The sequence below is a fragment of the Evansella tamaricis genome (assembly GCF_019042215.1).
Lineage (GTDB): Bacteria > Bacillota > Bacilli > Bacillales > Salisediminibacteriaceae > Evansella > Evansella tamaricis.
Window position 1 is genome coordinate 17,097 of record NZ_JAHQCS010000101.1, and the last position, 19,473, is coordinate 36,569.

Annotated in this window: 18 protein-coding genes, 1 other RNA gene and 1 other annotated feature; of the genes, 17 read left to right on the top strand and 2 right to left on the bottom strand. The window is 38.6% G+C overall.

The annotated features are described in order from the left end of the window. Window positions 1–12: 12 nt before the first annotated feature. The 7 genes from KS419_RS12260 (at window position 13) to ssrS (ending at window position 7,857) form a co-directional block, all read left to right on the top strand. Window positions 13–525: an adenine phosphoribosyltransferase gene (locus KS419_RS12260; RefSeq protein ID WP_217066691.1), complete on the top strand. Its 513-nt coding sequence runs from the start codon at window positions 13–15 to the stop codon at window positions 523–525. A gap of 473 nt (window positions 526–998) precedes the next feature. Then, window positions 999–3,179, top strand: a complete 2,181-nt coding sequence (locus KS419_RS12265) for a RelA/SpoT family protein (protein WP_217066692.1) — start codon at window positions 999–1,001, stop codon at window positions 3,177–3,179. 40 nt (window positions 3,180–3,219) lie between these two features. Further along, window positions 3,220–3,660 carry a D-aminoacyl-tRNA deacylase gene (gene dtd / locus KS419_RS12270; RefSeq protein WP_217066693.1) on the top strand — a complete coding sequence of 147 codons (441 nt, stop codon included), beginning with the start codon at window positions 3,220–3,222 and terminating at the stop codon, window positions 3,658–3,660. A 70-nt stretch (window positions 3,661–3,730) separates the two neighbouring features. Continuing rightward, a complete protein-coding gene (locus tag KS419_RS12275; RefSeq protein ID WP_217066694.1) occupies window positions 3,731–3,907 on the top strand; it encodes a hypothetical protein in 177 nt (58 codons plus the stop codon). Between the two features lie 80 nt (window positions 3,908–3,987). Continuing rightward, window positions 3,988–4,218 (top strand) — a binding site (T-box leader). Window positions 4,219–4,364: 146 nt separating this feature from the next. Beyond that, a complete protein-coding gene (hisS, locus tag KS419_RS12280; RefSeq protein ID WP_217066695.1) occupies window positions 4,365–5,660 on the top strand; it encodes a histidine--tRNA ligase in 1,296 nt (431 codons plus the stop codon). After that, the gene (gene aspS, locus KS419_RS12285; RefSeq protein WP_217066696.1) at window positions 5,657–7,441 is read left to right on the top strand and encodes an aspartate--tRNA ligase; all 1,785 of its coding nucleotides are present in this window, start codon (window positions 5,657–5,659) and stop codon (window positions 7,439–7,441) included. The genes hisS and aspS overlap by 4 nt, the downstream gene beginning before the upstream one ends. Window positions 7,442–7,667: 226 nt before the next feature. Beyond that, a non-coding RNA gene (gene ssrS, locus KS419_RS12290) (6S RNA) lies at window positions 7,668–7,857 on the top strand. A gap of 319 nt (window positions 7,858–8,176) precedes the next feature. On the opposite strand, the gene KS419_RS12295 is transcribed toward ssrS, so the two are convergent. Together KS419_RS12295 and KS419_RS12300 are read right to left on the bottom strand one after the other, a co-directional pair. After that, window positions 8,177–8,839, bottom strand: a complete 663-nt coding sequence (locus tag KS419_RS12295) for an RsfA family transcriptional regulator (protein WP_217066697.1) — start codon at window positions 8,837–8,839, stop codon at window positions 8,177–8,179. A 177-nt stretch (window positions 8,840–9,016) separates the two neighbouring features. Further along, window positions 9,017–10,348, bottom strand: coding sequence for an AAA family ATPase (locus KS419_RS12300; protein WP_217066698.1), 1,332 nt, complete (start codon window positions 10,346–10,348; stop codon window positions 9,017–9,019). Between the two features lie 226 nt (window positions 10,349–10,574). On the opposite strand from KS419_RS12300, the gene KS419_RS12305 reads away from it, so the two are divergent. The 10 genes from KS419_RS12305 to KS419_RS12350 all read left to right on the top strand — a co-directional run bounded on the left by KS419_RS12305 (window position 10,575) and on the right by KS419_RS12350 (window position 19,131). After that, window positions 10,575–11,234 (top strand): YczE/YyaS/YitT family protein, encoded by a 660-nt coding sequence (locus KS419_RS12305; RefSeq protein WP_217066699.1) that lies wholly within the window; start codon window positions 10,575–10,577, stop codon window positions 11,232–11,234. After that, window positions 11,218–11,637 (top strand): cysteine metabolism transcriptional regulator CymR, encoded by a 420-nt coding sequence (gene cymR, locus KS419_RS12310; RefSeq protein WP_217066700.1) that lies wholly within the window; start codon window positions 11,218–11,220, stop codon window positions 11,635–11,637. The genes KS419_RS12305 and cymR overlap by 17 nt, the downstream gene beginning before the upstream one ends. Before the next feature lie 81 nt (window positions 11,638–11,718). Next, window positions 11,719–12,858, top strand: coding sequence for a cysteine desulfurase family protein (locus tag KS419_RS12315; RefSeq protein WP_217066701.1), 1,140 nt, complete (start codon window positions 11,719–11,721; stop codon window positions 12,856–12,858). Between the two features lie 26 nt (window positions 12,859–12,884). Then, window positions 12,885–13,979: a tRNA 2-thiouridine(34) synthase MnmA gene (mnmA, locus tag KS419_RS12320; protein WP_217066702.1), complete on the top strand. Its 1,095-nt coding sequence runs from the start codon at window positions 12,885–12,887 to the stop codon at window positions 13,977–13,979. Between the two features lie 62 nt (window positions 13,980–14,041). Next, the gene (locus KS419_RS12325; protein WP_217066703.1) at window positions 14,042–14,716 is read left to right on the top strand and encodes a tetratricopeptide repeat protein; all 675 of its coding nucleotides are present in this window, start codon (window positions 14,042–14,044) and stop codon (window positions 14,714–14,716) included. 8 nt (window positions 14,717–14,724) lie between these two features. Continuing rightward, a complete protein-coding gene (recD2, locus tag KS419_RS12330; RefSeq protein ID WP_217066704.1) occupies window positions 14,725–17,037 on the top strand; it encodes an SF1B family DNA helicase RecD2 in 2,313 nt (770 codons plus the stop codon). Window positions 17,038–17,063: 26 nt separating this feature from the next. After that, complete coding sequence (locus tag KS419_RS12335; protein WP_217066705.1) at window positions 17,064–17,534, top strand: PRC-barrel domain-containing protein; 471 nt, start codon at window positions 17,064–17,066, stop codon at window positions 17,532–17,534. Window positions 17,535–17,558: 24 nt separating this feature from the next. After that, window positions 17,559–17,750: a DUF2797 domain-containing protein gene (locus KS419_RS12340; protein WP_217066706.1), complete on the top strand. Its 192-nt coding sequence runs from the start codon at window positions 17,559–17,561 to the stop codon at window positions 17,748–17,750. A gap of 23 nt (window positions 17,751–17,773) precedes the next feature. Further along, entirely contained in the window at window positions 17,774–17,953 is a 180-nt protein-coding gene (locus tag KS419_RS12345) for a hypothetical protein (protein ID WP_217066707.1), read from the top strand. 101 nt (window positions 17,954–18,054) lie between these two features. Beyond that, window positions 18,055–19,131: an AI-2E family transporter gene (locus KS419_RS12350; protein ID WP_217066708.1), complete on the top strand. Its 1,077-nt coding sequence runs from the start codon at window positions 18,055–18,057 to the stop codon at window positions 19,129–19,131. Window positions 19,132–19,473 lie beyond the last annotated feature (342 nt).

Genomic DNA, 19,473 nt, shown 5'->3' on the forward strand with positions numbered 1-19,473 from the left:
GGAGGAAAGAAAATGGATTTTAAACAATTTATTACTGTAGTACCGGATTTTCCAAAGGAAGGAATACGATTCAAAGATATTACAACCCTAATGGAAAACGGTGAAGCATATAAAAAGGCAATTGATGAAATGGCAAATTTTGCAAAAGAAAAGGATATTGATGTGGTCGTTGGTCCTGAAGCACGCGGATTTGTAGTCGGGTGCCCTATCTCATATGCAATGGGAATTGGATTTGTTCCAGTCAGAAAAGAAGGAAAGTTGCCGAGGGAAGTGATTGGTATTGACTACGGTCTGGAATATGGGAAAGATCGATTAAACATGCATAAAGATTCCATAAAACCCGGTCAGAAAGTGTTAATTGCTGATGATTTGTTAGCTACTGGTGGAACGATAGAGGCAACGATTAACATGGTGGAGGAACTTGGGGGAGTCGTGGCTGGAATTGTTTTTCTGATTGAATTGACTTACTTAGATGGCCGTGAAAAACTAAAGGAATATGAAGTTTATTCATTAATGAAATATTAGTAATGGAGGTTGTCTCGAAGGGGACAACCTTAACCTATTTGGCTCTTTTCGCATAGATTGTTCTTTATAAAGCAACATTCTTGCTTGGATATACTCCAGGCGGACGCTTTCACACAAGGTACAAGTGCGACATCTGCTCATTCTTCGCAGTGTCTTCTTTGCCGCCTTTCACTTTTCGAAGCTTTTCTCAAAAAGCAACAAAGTTTACGAAAAGAGCCACCTATTTATTAGCTCCATACGTCCTACTCTTTAACTTGATCACATCAATACAAAGATTATCATTTCCAGTGTAATTTCTACTTAAAATACCATTTTCATTATGTTTTTATAAAAAATATGTTATTCTTAATGAAAGTCTTTTCTACGGAAGAGACGCTTTTTTTATCAAAAGCTTTCTGGCAGGCAGATACACTTTACAAAAGGCGAGAAATAGATTATTAATTAAAGAAATATATGGATGTTAAGGTGATTTCATGAATAGTGAGCAAGTACTGGAAAAAGCAAGTGAATATCTTCCTGATAAAGAGGTGGCTTTTCTAAGAAGAGCCTATGAAATAGCGGAGGAGGCCCATCGAGAACAGTTTCGAAGATCGGGTGAACCTTATATTTGGCATCCAGTACAAGTTGCTGGAATTTTAGTGGAATTAGGAATGGACCCCAATACAATAGCTGCTGCCTTTCTCCATGATGTAGTGGAAGATACACAAGTTACATTAGTAGAAATTGAACAGCAATTTGGTCAGGAAGTGGCCATGCTTGTTGATGGAGTCACAAAACTAGGTAAAATTAAATATAAATCAAAAGAAGAACAACAGGCGGAAAACCATCGAAAAATGTTTGTGGCGATGGCAAAAGATATTCGCGTTATACTGATAAAACTAGCAGATAGACTACACAATATGAGGACATTAAAGCATCTTCCTCCAGAGAAACAGCGAAGAATCGCAAATGAAACGTTAGAAATTTTTGCACCACTTGCCCACCGGTTAGGGATCTCCAAAATAAAATGGGAGCTCGAAGATACAGCGTTACGGTATCTTAATCCTCAACAGTACTACCGCATAGTTAATCTAATGAAAAAGAAACGTGCAGAGCGTGAAGATTATATTGAAGAAGTTAAGGATCAGATTCGTCAGCGCCTCGAGAATGTGGATGTAAAAGCAGACATTCACGGAAGAGCAAAACATATTTATAGTATCTATCGTAAAATGGCCCTTCAAAATAAACAATTTAATGAGATTTATGACTTATTGGCAGTGCGAATTGTGGTCGATAGTATAAAGGATTGTTATGCCGTTTTAGGGATTATTCATACGCACTGGAAACCAATGCCAGGTCGATTTAAGGATTATATAGCAATGCCGAAGGCAAATATGTATCAGTCCCTTCATACCACAGTAATTGGTCCTAAGGGGGATCCCCTTGAGGTGCAGATACGTTCAGAAGAAATGCATAAAGTGGCAGAATTCGGTATTGCTGCCCACTGGGCTTATAAAGAAGGAAAGACAGTAAAAAATGAAGAGTCCCTCGAAACAAAAATGTCTTGGTTTCGAGAAATTCTTGAATGGCAGAAAGATACAAACGATGCTCAAGAGTTTATGGAATCTTTAAAAATTGATCTATTTTCCGATATGGTCTTTGTTTTTACCCCAAAAGGTGATGTCATTGAATTACCTAAGGGATCCGTTCCTCTTGATTTTGCTTTTAGGATTCATACGGAAGTTGGAAACCGGTGTATTGGAGCAAAAGTGAACGGGAAGATGGTTCCCCTCGATCATAAACTTCACACAGGAGATATCGTTGAGGTTTTGACATCTAAGCATTCTTATGGTCCAAGCCAGGACTGGATTAAGTTGACCCAAAGTTCTCACGCGAAAAACAAAATCCGTCAATGGTTTAAAAAAGAGCGACGGGAAGAAAACGTGGAAAAAGGGAAGGAACTGGTAGAAAAGGAAGTCGAGAAAAAGGGATATTCCCTAAAAGATGTTCTGACGGTTGAAAACATTGATCGGGTGGCAAAGAAATTTAATTTTACGGCAGAAGAAGATATGTATGCTGCAGTGGGTTACGGAGGTATCACAGCTGCACAAATTGTTACCCGTTTAACAGATAATATTCGTAAACAGCAGGATGAAGAAGGAAGTAATTTAACATTAACGGAAGCAGTTGAGGAATTAAAGACCTACGATTCCAAGAAGAAAACAAGTGTTGGGGTCAGAGTTAAAGGGATAGACAACCTGCTTATCCGACTCTCACGTTGCTGTAATCCTGTCCCCGGCGATGATATTGTCGGGTATATAACAAAGGGACGTGGTGTATCTATCCACAGGAGTGATTGTCCAAACATCAATAACGATGAATCACAAACAAGGTTATTACCAGTGGAATGGGAAGGGGATCAACAACAATCCAAAAATTATAATGTGGATATTGAGATCTCAGGTTATGATCGTAGAGGTTTGTTAAATGAGGTTCTTCAGGCAGTAGCGGAAACAAAGACAAATATAAATGCTGTTTCAGGCCGTTCTGATAAAAATAAAATGGCGACGATTCACATGACGATATCTATTCAAAATGTAGCCCATCTACAAAGGGTTGTGGAAAGAATTAAACAAATATCAGATATTTATTCCGTCCGTCGGATTATGCACTAGGAAGAGGGTAAACATTTTTTTTGAAAGAAGGTATTCTGCTGTGAGAATTGTAGTTCAGCGTTCTTTGGAGGCAACTGTCACTGTAAATAACGAGATAACTGGTAAAATAAACCACGGGTTAGTTCTGTTAGTGGGGATCACTCATGATGATACCGAAGAAGATGTCCATTATTTGGCAGAGAAAATATCCAATCTCCGAATATTTGAGGATGAAAATGAAAAATTAAATCTCTCCGTAAAGGATGTGGGAGGTCAAATCCTTTCCATTTCCCAATTTACGTTGTATGGAGACTGTAGAAAGGGTCGCCGTCCAAATTTTATGAACGCAGCAAAACCTGAGTATGCTGTTAAGCTTTATGATAAATTTAACAATTCATTACGAAATTTAGGAATACAGGTGGAAACAGGCGTTTTTGGTGAAATGATGGATGTATCCTTTACAAACCATGGACCTGTTACATTAATCGTGGAAAGTAAGTGAAAAATGTCCCTTAAATAGGAGTAACCTTTGCTTTTTTTGGTCAAACTGTAAAAAAAGTGGAGGGTTTTCTATGCGGTCAGGACATCAACAAGAACGATTTACAAATCCAAACTCCAAGTTACTTGGAGTGAATTTACACCGATTCACAGAATTAGAGCAGAATGCTGATAACTATGAAATTGCTACTGAGTTTGGATTGTCCCTAAAAGAAGTTAAATCCTTGAAAAAGAGAATCGAGAGGGGCTAAGTTTTTACCCAAAAATCGATAAAAAAGCTTGACATGAATTAAAACAATTCGTAATATTAGTAGCAAATTAACAAAATTAATGAAAACCAATGAGGGAGAACAGTAGTGAAGTCTCACCGTGATCAGAGAGGAAGTGCCACTTGGGCTGAAAGCACTTCTACATGGATCTTCATGAATGAACACTCCTTAGGTTTCTCACTGAACAAAACTTTTAAGTAGGTGAGAGCGTAATCAGGCGTTAACTGATCGAGTGGAAGCAAGAATGCTTCAACTAGGGTGGTACCACGGGAATATAAACTCTCGTCCCTGACATTGTTCAGGGACGGGAGTTTTTTGTTTTTAAAAAATATCAGTTTTGGCACCTTCGGGCAAGTTGTCTAGCACCATTATTTTCTTGTACAAAACCAAACTGTGAAATACATAATGGAAAGATGATGAACAAAGGGGAGGAAAAAAAGTGAATTTTAAGATTCCAAGAGGAACACAAGATATTTTGCCGGAACAATCGTTGAAATGGCAGTACATTGAACAAAAAGCTCATGAGTTGTGCCGAAGATATAATTATAAGGAAATTAGAACACCGATGTTTGAACAAACAGAATTGTTCGCTCGTGGCGTTGGGGATACAACCGATATCGTTCAAAAGGAAATGTATACATTTGAGGACCGGGGGGGCAGAAGTTTAACGCTCCGACCAGAAGGAACCGCATCTACGGTTCGTTCTTATGTGGAGAATAAGATGTTTGGTTGGGTAAATCAGCCGATAAAACTATACTATATTGGTCCAATGTTCCGTTATGAACGACCTCAATCAGGAAGGATGAGGCAATTTGTCCAATTTGGTGTAGAAGCAATGGGAAGTGACGATCCTGCCATTGATGCCGAAGTAATCGGTTTAGCAATGGACTTCTATAGGGAACTTGGCCTTTCCAATTTAAAACTAGTCATTAATAGTCTAGGGGATCAAGAAAGCCGTACGAATCATCGAAAAGCAATGATTAAACATTTCGAACCAAGAATTGCTGAATTCTGTCAAGATTGTCAAAACCGGATACAAAAAAACCCCCTACGTATTCTAGATTGTAAAGTGGACCGAGATCATGAGTTAATGGGAACGTCTCCATCCATACTAGAATTTTTAAATGAGACATCAAAAACCTATTTTGATAATGTCCAAACTTATTTAAACGATATGGGAATTTCTTATGTGGTTGATCCAACTTTAGTAAGGGGATTGGATTATTATAACAATACAGCTTTTGAAATAATGATTGAAGGAAAAGGGTTCGGGGCTATTACCACATTAAGTGGTGGAGGACGCTACAACGGTCTAGTAGAGGAAATTGGTGGCCCGACAACACCAGGAATTGGGTTTGCTTTAAGTATAGAGCGTCTCATAATGGCTTTGGAATCCCAAGGGATTGCACTTCCACTGGAGGAAGGACTCGATGCCTTTTTGATTGTTTTAGGAGAAAATCCAAAGGCTAGGGCGCCAAAACTATTACATGATTTAAGAACAAATGGAATTACTGTTGACACAGATTATTTAGGGAAAAAAATGAAGGGGCAGATGAAGGCTGCAGATCGAGTGAATGCAAGATATGCCATTATTCTTGGAGAAGATGAATTAAACACAAATCAAATTGTTTTAAAATCGTTATTAACTGGGGAACAAGATACTATTCCTATGGAAGAGGTAGTGGGTAGTCTAGTAACAAAGTTGAAGGAAGAGAAGAAAGGGGAATCATCATGAGCCAACGAACACACTCATGTGGAGAAGTATTAGAGAATTTAATTGGAAGTAATGTTGTCTTACAGGGATGGGTGAAGAAGCGCCGGGATTTGGGACAAGTGATCTTTGTGGACCTGCGTGACCGAACAGGTCATGTCCAAGTAGTATTTAACGGTGAGGCTAACCCTGCTGCTTTAAATATTGCAGAAAAAATCCGTAACGAATATGTGATTCAAGTAAAAGGTAAAGTGGTAAAAAGGGAAGAAAGCAACATAAACGAAAAAATCCCAACCGGGAATATTGAAGTACTTGTGGACGAAATTGAAATATTAAATGCTGCTAAGGGACTACCTTTTTTAATTGAGGATAATGTGGAAATTTCCGAGGACGTCCGTTTAAAATACCGATACTTGGACTTAAGACGCCCAAAAATGTTTGAAACAATGAAATTGCGTCATCGGACAACAAAAATAATTCGAGACTACCTGGATGATAATATGTTTATGGAAATTGAAACTCCCATGTTAACAAAAAGTACTCCGGAAGGGGCAAGGGATTATCTCGTCCCATCGAGGGTTCATCACGGTGAGTTTTACGCTTTGCCGCAGTCTCCACAATTATTTAAACAGTTACTCATGGTCTCTGGATTTGAACGTTACTATCAAATTGCCCGCTGTTTCCGTGATGAAGACCTTCGTGCAGATCGACAACCGGAATTCACACAAGTGGACATTGAGGCTTCCTTTCTGGGGAAAGAAAATCTTTTGTCGATGATGGAAGAATTAATGGCAAAATTAATGAAAGAATTAAAGGGTATTGAGATTTCCACACCATTCCAGAGATTAACCTATCAGGATGCAATGAACCGATATGGTTCAGATAAACCAGATACAAGATATGGGATGGAATTGGTGGATATATCCGCTGCAGTTAAAGATAGCGATTTCAAAGTTTTTGCTAATACGGTCAAAAATGGTGGCGTTGTAAAAGGTATTTGTGTAAAAGGGGTTGCAGAAAACTATTCCCGTAAAGATTTAGATGGCTTAGGCTCATTTGTGGAAGTATATGGAGCAAAGGGATTAGCCTGGCTAAAGGTAGAAGAAGGGAATACCCTGAAGGGACCGATTGCGAAATTTTTTAATGAAACAGAAGCAGCAACACTCTGTTCAGGTTTTAATGCAGAGGCAGGGGATGTATTGTTCTTTGTGGCAGATAAACAACGTGTAGCTTGGGATGCACTCGGGGCATTACGTATAAAGTTTGCCAAGGATTTGGAGCTTGTGAATTCTAATGAGTTTCAATTCTTATGGGTAACAGAATTCCCACTTCTTTCTTATGATGAGGATGAAAATCGATATGTTGCCGAACACCACCCATTCACACGTCCTGTTAAAGAAGATGAGGAGCTCCTGGAAGTTTCCCCAGAGAATGTTCGTGCCGAGGCTTATGACCTTGTTTTAAATGGCTATGAGTTAGGCGGAGGATCACAGCGTATTTTTGAACGCTCCTTACAGGAGAAAATGTTTACGGCCCTTGGTTTTAGCCAAGAAGAAGCTAAAAGTCAGTTCGGATTCCTTTTGGACGCCTTTGAATATGGTACACCACCCCATGGTGGAATTGCATTAGGACTAGATCGTTTAGTCATGATCCTTGCAGGAAGAAGCAACCTCCGTGAAACCATTGCATTTCCTAAGACAGCTAGTGCCAGTTGTCTGTTGACTAATGCCCCAAGTGGTGTAAGTGATGCTCAATTAAATGAACTTAATTTAAAAGTGGTTCCGAAAAAAGAAGAAGATAAGTAGACAAGGGATTATCTGCAGACTGAAAAGATGACTATTTCTTTTGAGGGCACTGAAAAAGTGTGGTTTTTCCACTTTTACAGTGCCCTCATTCTTTTCAGTCTGTTTTTTAATTAACGTTTGTTTTAGCTTTATTTTGGGGATAATAATTGTAATAAAATTGTCACCGGATCTTACTGAGAATGTCATTGTTTTTTATCATCCATTTTTGTAAAATTAAATAAAGAAAATAGTCCTGGGGTGCTCGTCACAACTCTACGTTTTGAGCCAACACATCAACTTTGGGAGTCTCATGTTTCAGTATGGAAAGCAAGCCTTACATAATTTACCGTGAGGAAGTTTGAAATAGTGAACGGGACACCCACCTGCCTGGAGCAGGTTCAAAACAAGGAAGAATAAACGGCACTCATGGGACTTTTTTTATCGTTTTCCGACAAACGACCCCTTCTTCCATCGCAAAAATGTAGTGTAAGTGAGTAAAACCTTCTCTACTTTGTTCTTAGTGATTCCCCACTTCAAACAGTTCGCAAGAGTTGTGAAGTTGAATATTTAACTAAAATAGTATTTATCCGTTGAAACAAAAAGAAGAATACTAAGTAGCGGTCTCTGGAGCTAGACATTAGAATAGGGTTGTGGAAGTTCCCACTATCTTGCCCATCAAAATAAGGCTGTCACCCAGTCAATACAAATCTAGGGAGACAGCCTTTACCTGTCTGACAGGCAGTATTTACGATTAATTTATTTTGCAATTTTCTCTAAGTTTCCATTTTTATCCATCCGAAATGATGGGGCATGACGGTCGTCTGTTTCTTCTTCTAAGATAGCCATTCTTCTAGCACGATTCATAATCTGAATAATGGATTGATAGTCTTCTTCGATCGTTTGATGCTCTTCTTTTAACTTTGCTAGTTTTTGTTCCATCTCTGCAACTTTTTCATTCAAACGATTATTTTCCATTTTCAATGCCTCATTCTCATGCTTTAAGAGTCCTTCCTGCTGCCCGCTTTCATTCATGCGATGTAAAAATTGGATGACGTCTTGTAATGTCAATTCTTTTTTAACTGATGACACGTTGATTTCCGGAGTAGGATCAGTAGCAATAGCACTAGAATGATATACTGGCTGCGATTGTTGGGTAGTAAACGTAGAAGGCTTTGCTTCTTGAGCCATTTGGCGTTTTCTATCCTTTCGATGCCTTTTTGCTAGTTTGATTGCATCTTCATACTTATCTCTCACTACGGCGTTCCATCGGAAACCACAAGCAGCAGAAGTCCGGTTTAATGCATCACCAACTTCATCGAAAGCTTTTAATTGTGTTCCCCCTTCACGGATATGTCTTAATACCGTTTCCGCAAGTAAAAGATCGTCTTCTTCAGACCATGCATCTTGTCTTACTTTCATTTTTTCCAAATCCTTTCTATTCATAAACTTTTGCGTAAAATTGTTTATTACTAAGATGGACATGCTTGGAAAAAAATATACCAACATATTAAAAACTTCATAGGATTTGAGTATAATTAATAAAAGTTTGACAGAAAAAAACGTATATAAATAGAATTAAACATAGATTGTTTGTTATTATGTTTCATTCCTTTTCCGTTTTTCAAAATAATCTAATCGTTTTTGCACTGTCTTTTCATATCCATTTTCAGAAGGGTTATAAAATTTCTTTTCTACTAGATGGTCCGGTAAATATTGTTGAGGTACGTAATGGTGTTCATAATTATGTGGATATTTATAACCTACACCATGTCCTAGTTTCGAAGCTCCTTTATAATGTGCATCCCTCAAATGTACTGGTACCACACCTGTTCTTTCTTTTTCAACTACACTTAGCGCGTGATCTATACTTGTTATAACTGCATTACTTTTAGGGGCAGTAGCTAAGTAAAGTGCTGCTTCGGCTAAAGGAATCCGGGCTTCCGGCATCCCTAAGAAGTCGACAGCATAAGCTGCAGCTTGAGCAATTAGCAGGGCATTTGGATCAGCTAAACCAATGTCCTCAGCGGCATGTACATATAATCTTCTGGCAATAAAACGAGGATCCTCTCCAGCATAAATCATTTTGGCCAGCCAATACATGCATGCATCAGGATCTGAACCACGGATACTTTTTATAAATGCTGAGATGGTATCATAATGCTGATCTCCCGATTTATCATATTGAAGAACTCTTTTTTGAATCGATGCTTCCGCCGTTGGGAGATCAATTAAAATAACTCCTTCTTCATTAGGATCTGTTGTTAAGATCGCAAGTTCTAATGCGTTAAGTACTGTTCTTGCATCACCGTTTGATACATCAACTAGATGATGGACAGCACTATCATCTATGGAGACTTTATAGTTTCCAAATCCCCTTTCCTTATCTTCAATGGCCACTTCGATAACTCTTTTTAAATCGTCATTATTTAGTGATTGTAATCGAAATAATCTTGATCGTGAAAGTAAAGCGGGGTTTACTTCGAACATTGGATTTTCCGTAGTGGCACCTATTAGGATTACAGTTCCATCTTCTACAAAGGGTAGTAGTGCATCTTGTTGTCCCTTATTAAAGCGGTGAATTTCGTCAATAAAGAGGACAGTTTTTTCCGAATCATATTTCAAACGGTCTTTTGCCCGTTGTACGATTTCCCTTACCTCTTTAATCCCGGCAATAACTGCATTCAATTGTTCAAAATGAGCAGAGGTTGTATTGGCAATAACTCTAGCTAATGTCGTCTTCCCAGTTCCTGGTGGACCATAAAAGATCATCGGTGTGAGACGGTCTGCTTCGATCGCCCTTCTTAGGAGTGTCCCTTCCCCAATAATTTCTTCTTGACCAATTACTTCACTCAATGTCCGTGGACGCATTCTTGCCGCCAAAGGTCCTTTCGGCGTTTCTTTTTCATTAGATAGATCAAATAGATCCAAAGGATAGTCCCCCTTCTTCAATCGTATGAAGGATATAATAGTTCTTTCATTCTATTCTACATTATATATGGGTAATTAAATTGGGTAAATGAATCCTAAACAGAGTTACCACTAAAAAAGCAATTCTGTGGTATAATTGGAGCAAAATACTGAACAATCTAACAGGATTGTTCAAAGAAAGACAGAGTAATTAATAGTATACTATTTTTCTTAGGGAGACGAGTGTGTGAAAAGAGAGAGAAGAGAAAAACATAATAAAAATGTTTCTAATTTTAGATGGGGAGTATTTTTATTAGGATTAATTATTATGAGTTTTGGAATAGCATTAACTATTGTGGCTGATCTTGGCAGTGCGCCGTGGGATGTTCTCCATATTGGTTTAACAGAGAAGTTTGGTCTTACAGTTGGTACTTGGACTATCATTATGGGGTTTGTTGTTTTGTCCAGTGCATCAATTCTAACAAAGGAATTCCCCAAATTAGGGGCATTTTTAAATATGATGCTCGTTGGAATATTTGTAGATATTTTTTTATTTTTGCTCCAAACTCCATCAAATTTATTTTTACAAGGAGTAATGCTGGTGACTGGAATTTTAGTGACTGGCTTTGGCATTGGAGTTTATATTTCTCCCAGGTGTGGTGCAGGACCGCGGGATAGTTTTATGATAGCTATTTCGGAACGAACAAAGTTTTCGGTCGCGCGGGTTAGGTTGATGATGGAAGTATTTGTTCTGACTGCAGGATGGTTATTAGGAGGTCCAGTTTTTATTGGAACTATTTTATTTAGTCTTTCGATTGGACATGTGACAGGAATTTCATTATCATGGTGTCAAACTTGGATTGATCGGAGAATGGAAAGAGGGGTCAAAGTTGAAAATATCCACTAAAGGCAGATACGGTCTAACAATAATGATAGCATTAGCAAAAAAATATGGGGAAGGTCCCATCTCATTAAAGTCGATTGCAAAAGATTATCAACTATCTGAACACTATTTAGAACAGTTGATAGCACCATTACGAAATGCAACGTTAGTAAAAAGCGTCCGGGGAGCATATGGGGGGTATATGTTATCAAAACCCCCTGAGAACATTACAGCAGGTGATATCATCCGAGTTTTAGAAGGTCCTATTAGCCCTGTGGAAGTTATGGAAGATGAAGAACCTGCTAAAAGAGATTTATGGATTAAGATTAGAGATGCAGTTAAAGAAGTGTTAGATAGTACAACATTAGCAGATTTAGCAAATTATGAAGATAAAGGTGAGCAAGAGTACTATATGTTTTATATTTAGTCAAAACTATAGTTATAATGGGAGAAGTGAGGATATCCTCACTTTTCTTTACGACTGTTACTATTTAGAAGGTGTGTATTTATGGAGAGAATCTACTTAGATCACGCAGCAACTTCCCCAGTCCATCCGGAAGTTTTTGCGGCAATGAAGCCTTTTTATGATGAGGTTTTCGGGAACCCGTCTAGTATTCATCATTTCGGCAGGGAAGCAAGGCGAGGTATAGACGAGGCAAGGGAATATATAGCCAAGGCAATCGGGGCTTCCTTTGAGGAAATTGTCTTTACTAGTGGTGGAACGGAATCGGATAATTTAGCGATAATGGGTTACGCTTTTGCTCACCAAAATAAAGGTAAACATCTCATTACAACGGAAGTGGAACATCATGGCGTTCTTCATACATTCGAATTTTTAGAGAAACAAGGATTTAAAGTAACGTATTTAAAAGTGGACGAAACCGGGAAGATATCCCTTGATGAATTGAATAAGGCACTTACCTCTGAGACGATTCTCGTCTCTTGTATGTTTGGGAACAATGAGGTTGGTTCCATTCAACCAATTAAAGAAATTGGAGTTCTATTACGTGATCATCCTGCGGTTTTCCATACGGATGCTGTACAAGCCTTTGGGATGGAATCAATAAATATAAAAGAGCTTGGTGTGGATTTCCTTGCCATGTCTGCCCATAAAATAAACGGACCGAAAGGAATTGGCTTTTTATATGTTAAGAAAGGAATTACGATTAATCCCCTTCTTCATGGGGGGGAACAGGAAAGAAAACGACGTGCTGGTACCGAGAACGTGGCTGCTGTCGTCGGACTTCAAAAAGCTGTAGAAATTGCCCTGTCAGAAAGACAGCAAAGACGGAAAACGTATATAACGTATCGCAATATCCTTCTTGATACATTCCGCAGGGAGGAACTGCACTTTACCCTCAATGGGGATCCACATCATTACTTACCACATATACTAAATGTCAGTTTTCCTGGAATTAACGTGGAATCCATCCTTACAAATTTAGATTTGGACGGGGTAGCAGTATCCAGTGGTTCCGCATGTACGGCTGGATCCATTGACCCTTCCCATGTTTTGACGGCGATGTACAAAGATGTTTCCAGAAGTCAATCTGCGATTCGTTTTAGTTTTGGGTATGGATTGTCAAGAGAGCAGGTAGAGGAAGCGGCTATTCGTACAGTAAAAGTAATTAAGCGGATATCACGATAATAAAAGAAATAGAAAGGGGGATGACCATGACAACACTGAAGGATCCAGCGGGTACTAGAGTTGTAGTTGGTATGTCTGGTGGTGTAGATTCATCCGTGGCTGCGTATTTATTAAAGCAACAGGGCTATCAAGTCATAGGAATCTTTATGAAAAACTGGGATGATACAGATGAAAATGGAGTCTGTACAGCAACGGAAGATTATAATGATGTCATCCGTGTGTGTAATCAATTAGGTATTCCTTATTATGCGGTGAATTTTGAAAAGGAATACTGGGATAAAGTGTTTTCCTATTTTCTTGAAGAGTACCGTTCTGGACGGACACCTAACCCTGATGTTATGTGTAATAAGGAAATAAAATTTAATGCTTTCTTAGAACATGCCTTATCTTTGGGTGCAGATTATGTGGCAACAGGCCATTATGCCAGAGTAAGACATATGGAAGATGGAGTGGAGCTATTAAGGGGAGTAGACGATAATAAAGATCAAACGTATTTTTTGAATGCCCTAAATAGTAAGCAATTAGAGAAAGTATTATTTCCCATTGGTGAAATTGAAAAACCTCGAGTACGAGAGATTGCAAAGGAAGCAGAATTGGCTACTGCAACGAAAAAGGATAGCACTGGTATTTGCTTTATTGGTGAGCGGAATTTTAAAGAATTTTTAAGTCAGTATCTGCCTGCTCAACCTGGTGACATGAAAACGTTGGACGGAGAAATAAAAGGAAGGCATGATGGTTTAATGTATTATACACTAGGGCAACGGCAAGGGTTAGGAATAGGTGGTGCAGGAGAACCTTGGTTTGTATTGGACAAGGACCTAGAAGATAATACCCTTATTGTAGGACAAGGTTATCATCATCCTGCTTTATATTCCAAAGGGTTGATAGCCAGTAATGTTAACTGGATCAGTAAGGAAATAACAGATTCTTTCCACTGTACTGCAAAATTCCGATATCGTCAGAAGGATCAAGGGGTGACGGTGATCCCTTTAGGTGATAACATGGTACGAGTGGAATTTGATAATCCTGACCGAGCCATCACGCCTGGTCAGTCTGTTGTGTTTTACGACGGAGAAATCTGTTTAGGTGGCGGTGTGATCGATGAGGTTTTAAAGGACTGATAAACCGTAAAGGCTCAGTCCTTTTTTCGGATGGTTCTATACTTTTCAAGGAGAGTTTAAGAATGGATAAAAATAAAAAAGCTGTGACAGAAATGGAAAATGGAAATTTGGAAGAAGCGGCAAAGTTGTTAAATGAGGCAATCGAAGAAAATCCAAAGAATCCTGTGGCATATGTAAACTTCGGAAATCTATTATCCGCTGTTCAGGAGGAAGAACGGGCAATTATCTTTTTTAATAAAGCGATCGAATTAGATGAGTATCAGGCAACAGCCTATTATGGGAAAGGGAATGTGCTGTTCAATCAAGGGCTATATCTAGAAGCTATTGATGCTTATCAGGAGGCGCTCGCTAGAGATCTTAAAGAGGGAGACGTTTATTATATGCTTGGGTTAAGTTTTTATCAAAATGGTGATCTTTCCCGTGCCTTACCTAGTTTACAAAGGGCAACAGAACTTAATCCTACGGATGTAGATGCCCATTTTCAATATGGGTTAACTCTCGCACAATTGGAGCAAATAGAGGAATCCATTACTATGTTTGAGAAGGTCCTTCAATTGAATCCACTTCATGCGGACAGTTACTTTAACTTAGGGGTGGCCTATTCCTATCAGGAACAATTGGACAAAGCAGTTATGATGTTTGATAAGGCACTTGAATTACAGCCGGATCACATATTAAGTGCCAATGGAAAAAAACAGTTGGAGAAACTCCTTCAGCAAGGGGACGAAAGAAAGTAGGTTTCCATATGCATGAAACACAAATCTCATTAGACGGAAAAGACGATATTAAAGGGGAATTACTTCATACCATTTATCATAATGAAGAAACCCTTTATACAGTTGCAAAAATTAAAGTAATAGAATCCTCTTTACCTATGGAAGATAAGGAAACGGCAATCGTTGGTATTATGCCAAAACTAGAGAGGGACATTACCTATCTTTTCCGGGGGAATTTTTCTGATCACCCCCGATTTGGACGACAATTTAAAGTGGAACAGTTTCAAAAAAAATTACCAGAGACAGATCAAGGAATTATTTTATATTTATCCAGTGACCGTTTCCCTGGAATAGGAAGAAAAACAGCAGAAAAGATTGTCAACACGTTAGGAAAACAAGCAATCTCCATTATTATTCAAGATCGTTCTGCTTTAGACAGTATTCAAGGTATTAAACCTAATAAAGCGGAAGAAATCTATCAGACTTTATTAGAGGATCAAGGAATTGAACAAGTTTTAATGCGCCTTTATGAATTCGGATTTGGTTTACAGTTGGCTATGAAAGTATATCAAGTTTATAAAATGGACGCATTAACTATTATGGAAGAAAATCCTTATCAAATGATTGAGGATGTCGTGGGGATTGGATTTCAAAAGGCAGATATGATCGGGAGGAAACTGGGGCTCACTGGGAATCATCCTGACAGGATAAAAGCTGCTATCCTTTTTACGTTAACAGAGTATTCATTAAATGAGGGACATGTCTTTGTAATAAATGAAACTGCTGTGACAAAGTCGAAAGAACTTTTGGAGACTGGTGGAGGAGAGATAATTACCCCTCTTGATATTGCTGATCAAGTGATTGCTTTAGGAGAAGAGGGTAAAGTTATTATTGAAGAGAATAGGATGTACCTCCCAACGTTGAATTTTGCAGAACAGGGCATTGTAACAAATGTAACCCGTCTATTAACGAAGGGTCAGGATCTGGACACCTTTCCTGAATCGGAGTTTTTTAAGGCGTTGGGAAAAGTGGAGGAGACACTGGGAATTAGTTATGCCCCTTCTCAACAAGAGGCAATTAGCGAAGCTCTAAAGTCCCCTGTCATGATCTTAACGGGAGGACCAGGAACAGGAAAGACTACGGTGATCAAAGGTCTAATTGAAGTTTTTGGTCAATTAAGGGGAATTTCCGTGAATCCTGATGATTATGGAAAGAAAGACAAATTCCCTGTTTTACTGGCAGCACCGACAGGTAGGGCTGCAAAACGAATGAGTGAATCCACAGGGTTGCCTGCATCAACTATTCACCGCCTCCTAGGGTTAAAAGGCACGGAGGATAATATGGATGAATATGATTCGGAACTGTTAGAAGGGGAATTGATTATTCTCGATGAGATGTCCATGGTGGATACATGGCTTGCTAATCAGTTATTCAAAGCGATTCCAACAAATATGCAGGTCATTCTTGTTGGCGATGAAGATCAACTTCCCTCGGTCGGTCCTGGTCAGGTATTAGCGGACTTATTAGCTTCTGATATTGTTCCAGCAGTAAAGCTAACAGATATTTACAGACAGTCAGAAGGCTCCCAAATCATCGACTTTTCACATCGAATTAAAGAAGGGATATTACCAGATCAAATTGATTCAAGTAGTAAAGATCTTCGTTTCTTTCCTTGTTTACAAAATGATGTCCCTGAGGCTGTACGTCAAATATGTCAACGGGCAATGAATAAAGGCTTTACTGCAAAAGACATTCAAGTCCTTGCTCCAATGTACCGTGGGAATGCAGGGGTAGAGAATTTAAATGATGTACTGCAAAAACTATTTAATCCCCCCTCTGACCAGAGACGGGAAGTTCCGTTTGGGAATGTTGTATTTCGAGTTGGGGATGTTGTCCTTCAGTTGGTTAATAATCCAGAAGAAAATGTATTTAATGGGGACAGGGGTGAGATAGTTTCTATATTTTTGGAAAAGGAAAACACAGATAGAGAATTAAAAATCGTTATTTCCTTTGATGGTGTGGAGGTTCAATACACAAAGCCGGACCTATCCCAAATTACCCATGCTTATTGTTGTTCTATCCATAAATCACAAGGGAGCGAATTCCCTATTGTTATTATGCCAGTAGTTAAAGGCTATTATCGCATGCTTCGAAAAAAATTAATTTATACAGGGGTTACGAGGGCAAAGGAATTTCTCCTTTTATGTGGGGAATGGCAAGCATTAGACATGGCTGTAAAAAATGATAATGATTTAAAAAGGAATACAACCTTGTTGGAAAAGTTAACTGTTACAATGGAAAAGGAATACCAGCATGAAAAAGATGGTGTTTCCCAAGACTAAGAATGTTCGAGAGGAGGGAGAGTCCTTTGCGAACATTAGAAAAAGTCAAGGGAGCACCTGTTTTTTTTGAAAAAACAAGAAAACCTGTCGGCAAGATAACTGATTTAGTCCTTTCACACAAGACAAATATGGTGGAAGGCTATTGGGTCAATGATCACCGCTGGTGGTCTAAGAGGCACTTTCTCCCCCTTGATAAAGTAGTCCATGAAGATGCAGATGGTATGTATGTTAAACAAGACACCTCTCTTAAAACGGTAGTTAGCTTTACGCAACGTTTTGCAGACGGCAGTGGCCACTCGTTCGGAAAACCCGTTAAGGAGAGGGATGGGGCAATGATTGGTATTCTAGAAGATGTATACTTTCTTCCAGATTCGGGAAAAATTATAGGGTATGAACTATCGGAAGGACTTTACTCTGACATTAAATATGGTGTAAAGGTCATTAAGCCTTCGTCACCACTCGTTGAAACAGAGTCTTCCTTAATCGTGCTAAATTAGTTTAGAATCTGGAGGATATCTTCGATGCGTTGCCCAAATTGTAAAGGAAAAGATATAGGAAAAATTGGAACAAATCAATATTACTGTTGGAATTGCTTCATTGAACTGTCAATTTCTGACGGGAGGTTTTGCCTTCATCAGGTGGAAATGGATGGGTCGTTAAGCTCCCTTGACGATCTTTTTGAGGAAACGGAAAGGCAAATAAACATGGAGTAACTGTGAAACGGTGGTGACAACGAATGAGAATGAGATCTCTTGTTGCAATAGGTGCAGGTGCATATGCTGTATCAAGGAATAAAAACATGAGAAAACAATTACAAAAGCGTATGACGCCGATTGTTTCTTCTATTGAAGGGATAATCCCTAAAGGCCGGACAATAAAACGGTTCCGAAAACAAATGATGAAAATCATTTCCTGATTTTTCTATAAAGAGGTGATTATCCATTTTACTATATTGATGGGTAATCCCTCTTCTTTCTTATTTTTTTGAAATTCTATACTTTTATAGGAGGAACATTTGTGGAAAATCGCCTTTTGCCATGGATCATTAAGCTATCATTTTTTCTTCTCTGTGGCCTTGTTTTATATATGCTCTTCTTAATTGGATCATACATGAGACCTGTGTTTGAAATAGTTCTGCGAGTAATCGTTCCTTTTTTTGTTGCTGGTTTAATCGCATACATACTACACCCTATTATTAAAAAAATGGAAAATAAAAAAGTACCAAGGTCACTTTCGATTTTGTTAATCTATACACTGTTCGTACTTCTCTTTATTTGGGTACTATTTAAAGGTACACCATATATTTTATTGGAAGGTCAAGAACTTCTAGAGCAACTACCTTACATGGCTGAAACATACGGAACTTTTGTGAATACCATACATGAGAAAGCGGAAGTATTGCCAGAGACATTTCAAGACCGTGCGGAGGAGTGGCTTCTTTCAGGGGAAGCATATATGGCCGAAACACTAACGAAAATAGGGGCATTTATACGACAACTTGTGGACTGGATGTTTATTCTTGTGGTAATTCCTTTTCTTGTATTTTATTTGTTGAAGGATATGGAATTAGTAAAAAAACTTTGCTGGTATATAACTCCGAAACCATACCGTAAAGAAGGGGAAAGGTTAATAAAAGAAATTGACGAATCCCTGGGGAACTATATTCGAGGACAATTATTAGTTTGTGTTGCAGTAGGAATCTTTGCTTATATTGGCTTTATCCTCATTGACATGCCATATGCCTTACTGCTTGCTGTCTTTATCGGCCTGACAAATGTAATCCCATATTTCGGACCAATTATAGGAGTAGTCCCTGTAATTTTCATTGCGTTAACAGAATCCCTTCAATTAGTTGTAATGGCTATTATTGTCACATTAATTGTTCAGGTCATCGAGGGTAATTTACTAGCTCCTATCATCGTTGGAAAAAGCCTGCATATGCATCCGGCACTTATTATTTTTGCCCTTGTTGTTGGAGGCGAGGTTGCCGGTGTCATCGGTTTAATATTGTCCGTTCCAATTTTAACAGTGATAAGGGTCATTTTGGTTCATGTAAGAAGAATGATTCGTGAAAGAAAAGGGTTCTATTATTGACAAACACATTTCCAATTTCTATAATGACATCAGTAAGCAAAAAATCATCAAATTGATGACGGAACCGAAATTGCTAAAGACCATCTACTTAAAGCTTATCAACGGCTTATCAGAGAGAAATTTCCATGGCTGGGAGAAATTTCAGATGAAGGTTAGCAATCAGCTACTCCTGAGAGCAGGAAAACCCTGCCGGTACACGGCCGTTAACCGTTAGAGAGGTGATATAGAAAACACTGTAAATACTGTTTTCTATGTAACCAGGGTGGTACCGCGTGAGATAACTCTCGTCCCTGTTTTAGGGATGAGTGTTTTTTTTGTTTTTCAAAAGTTCCCTGGTGAACC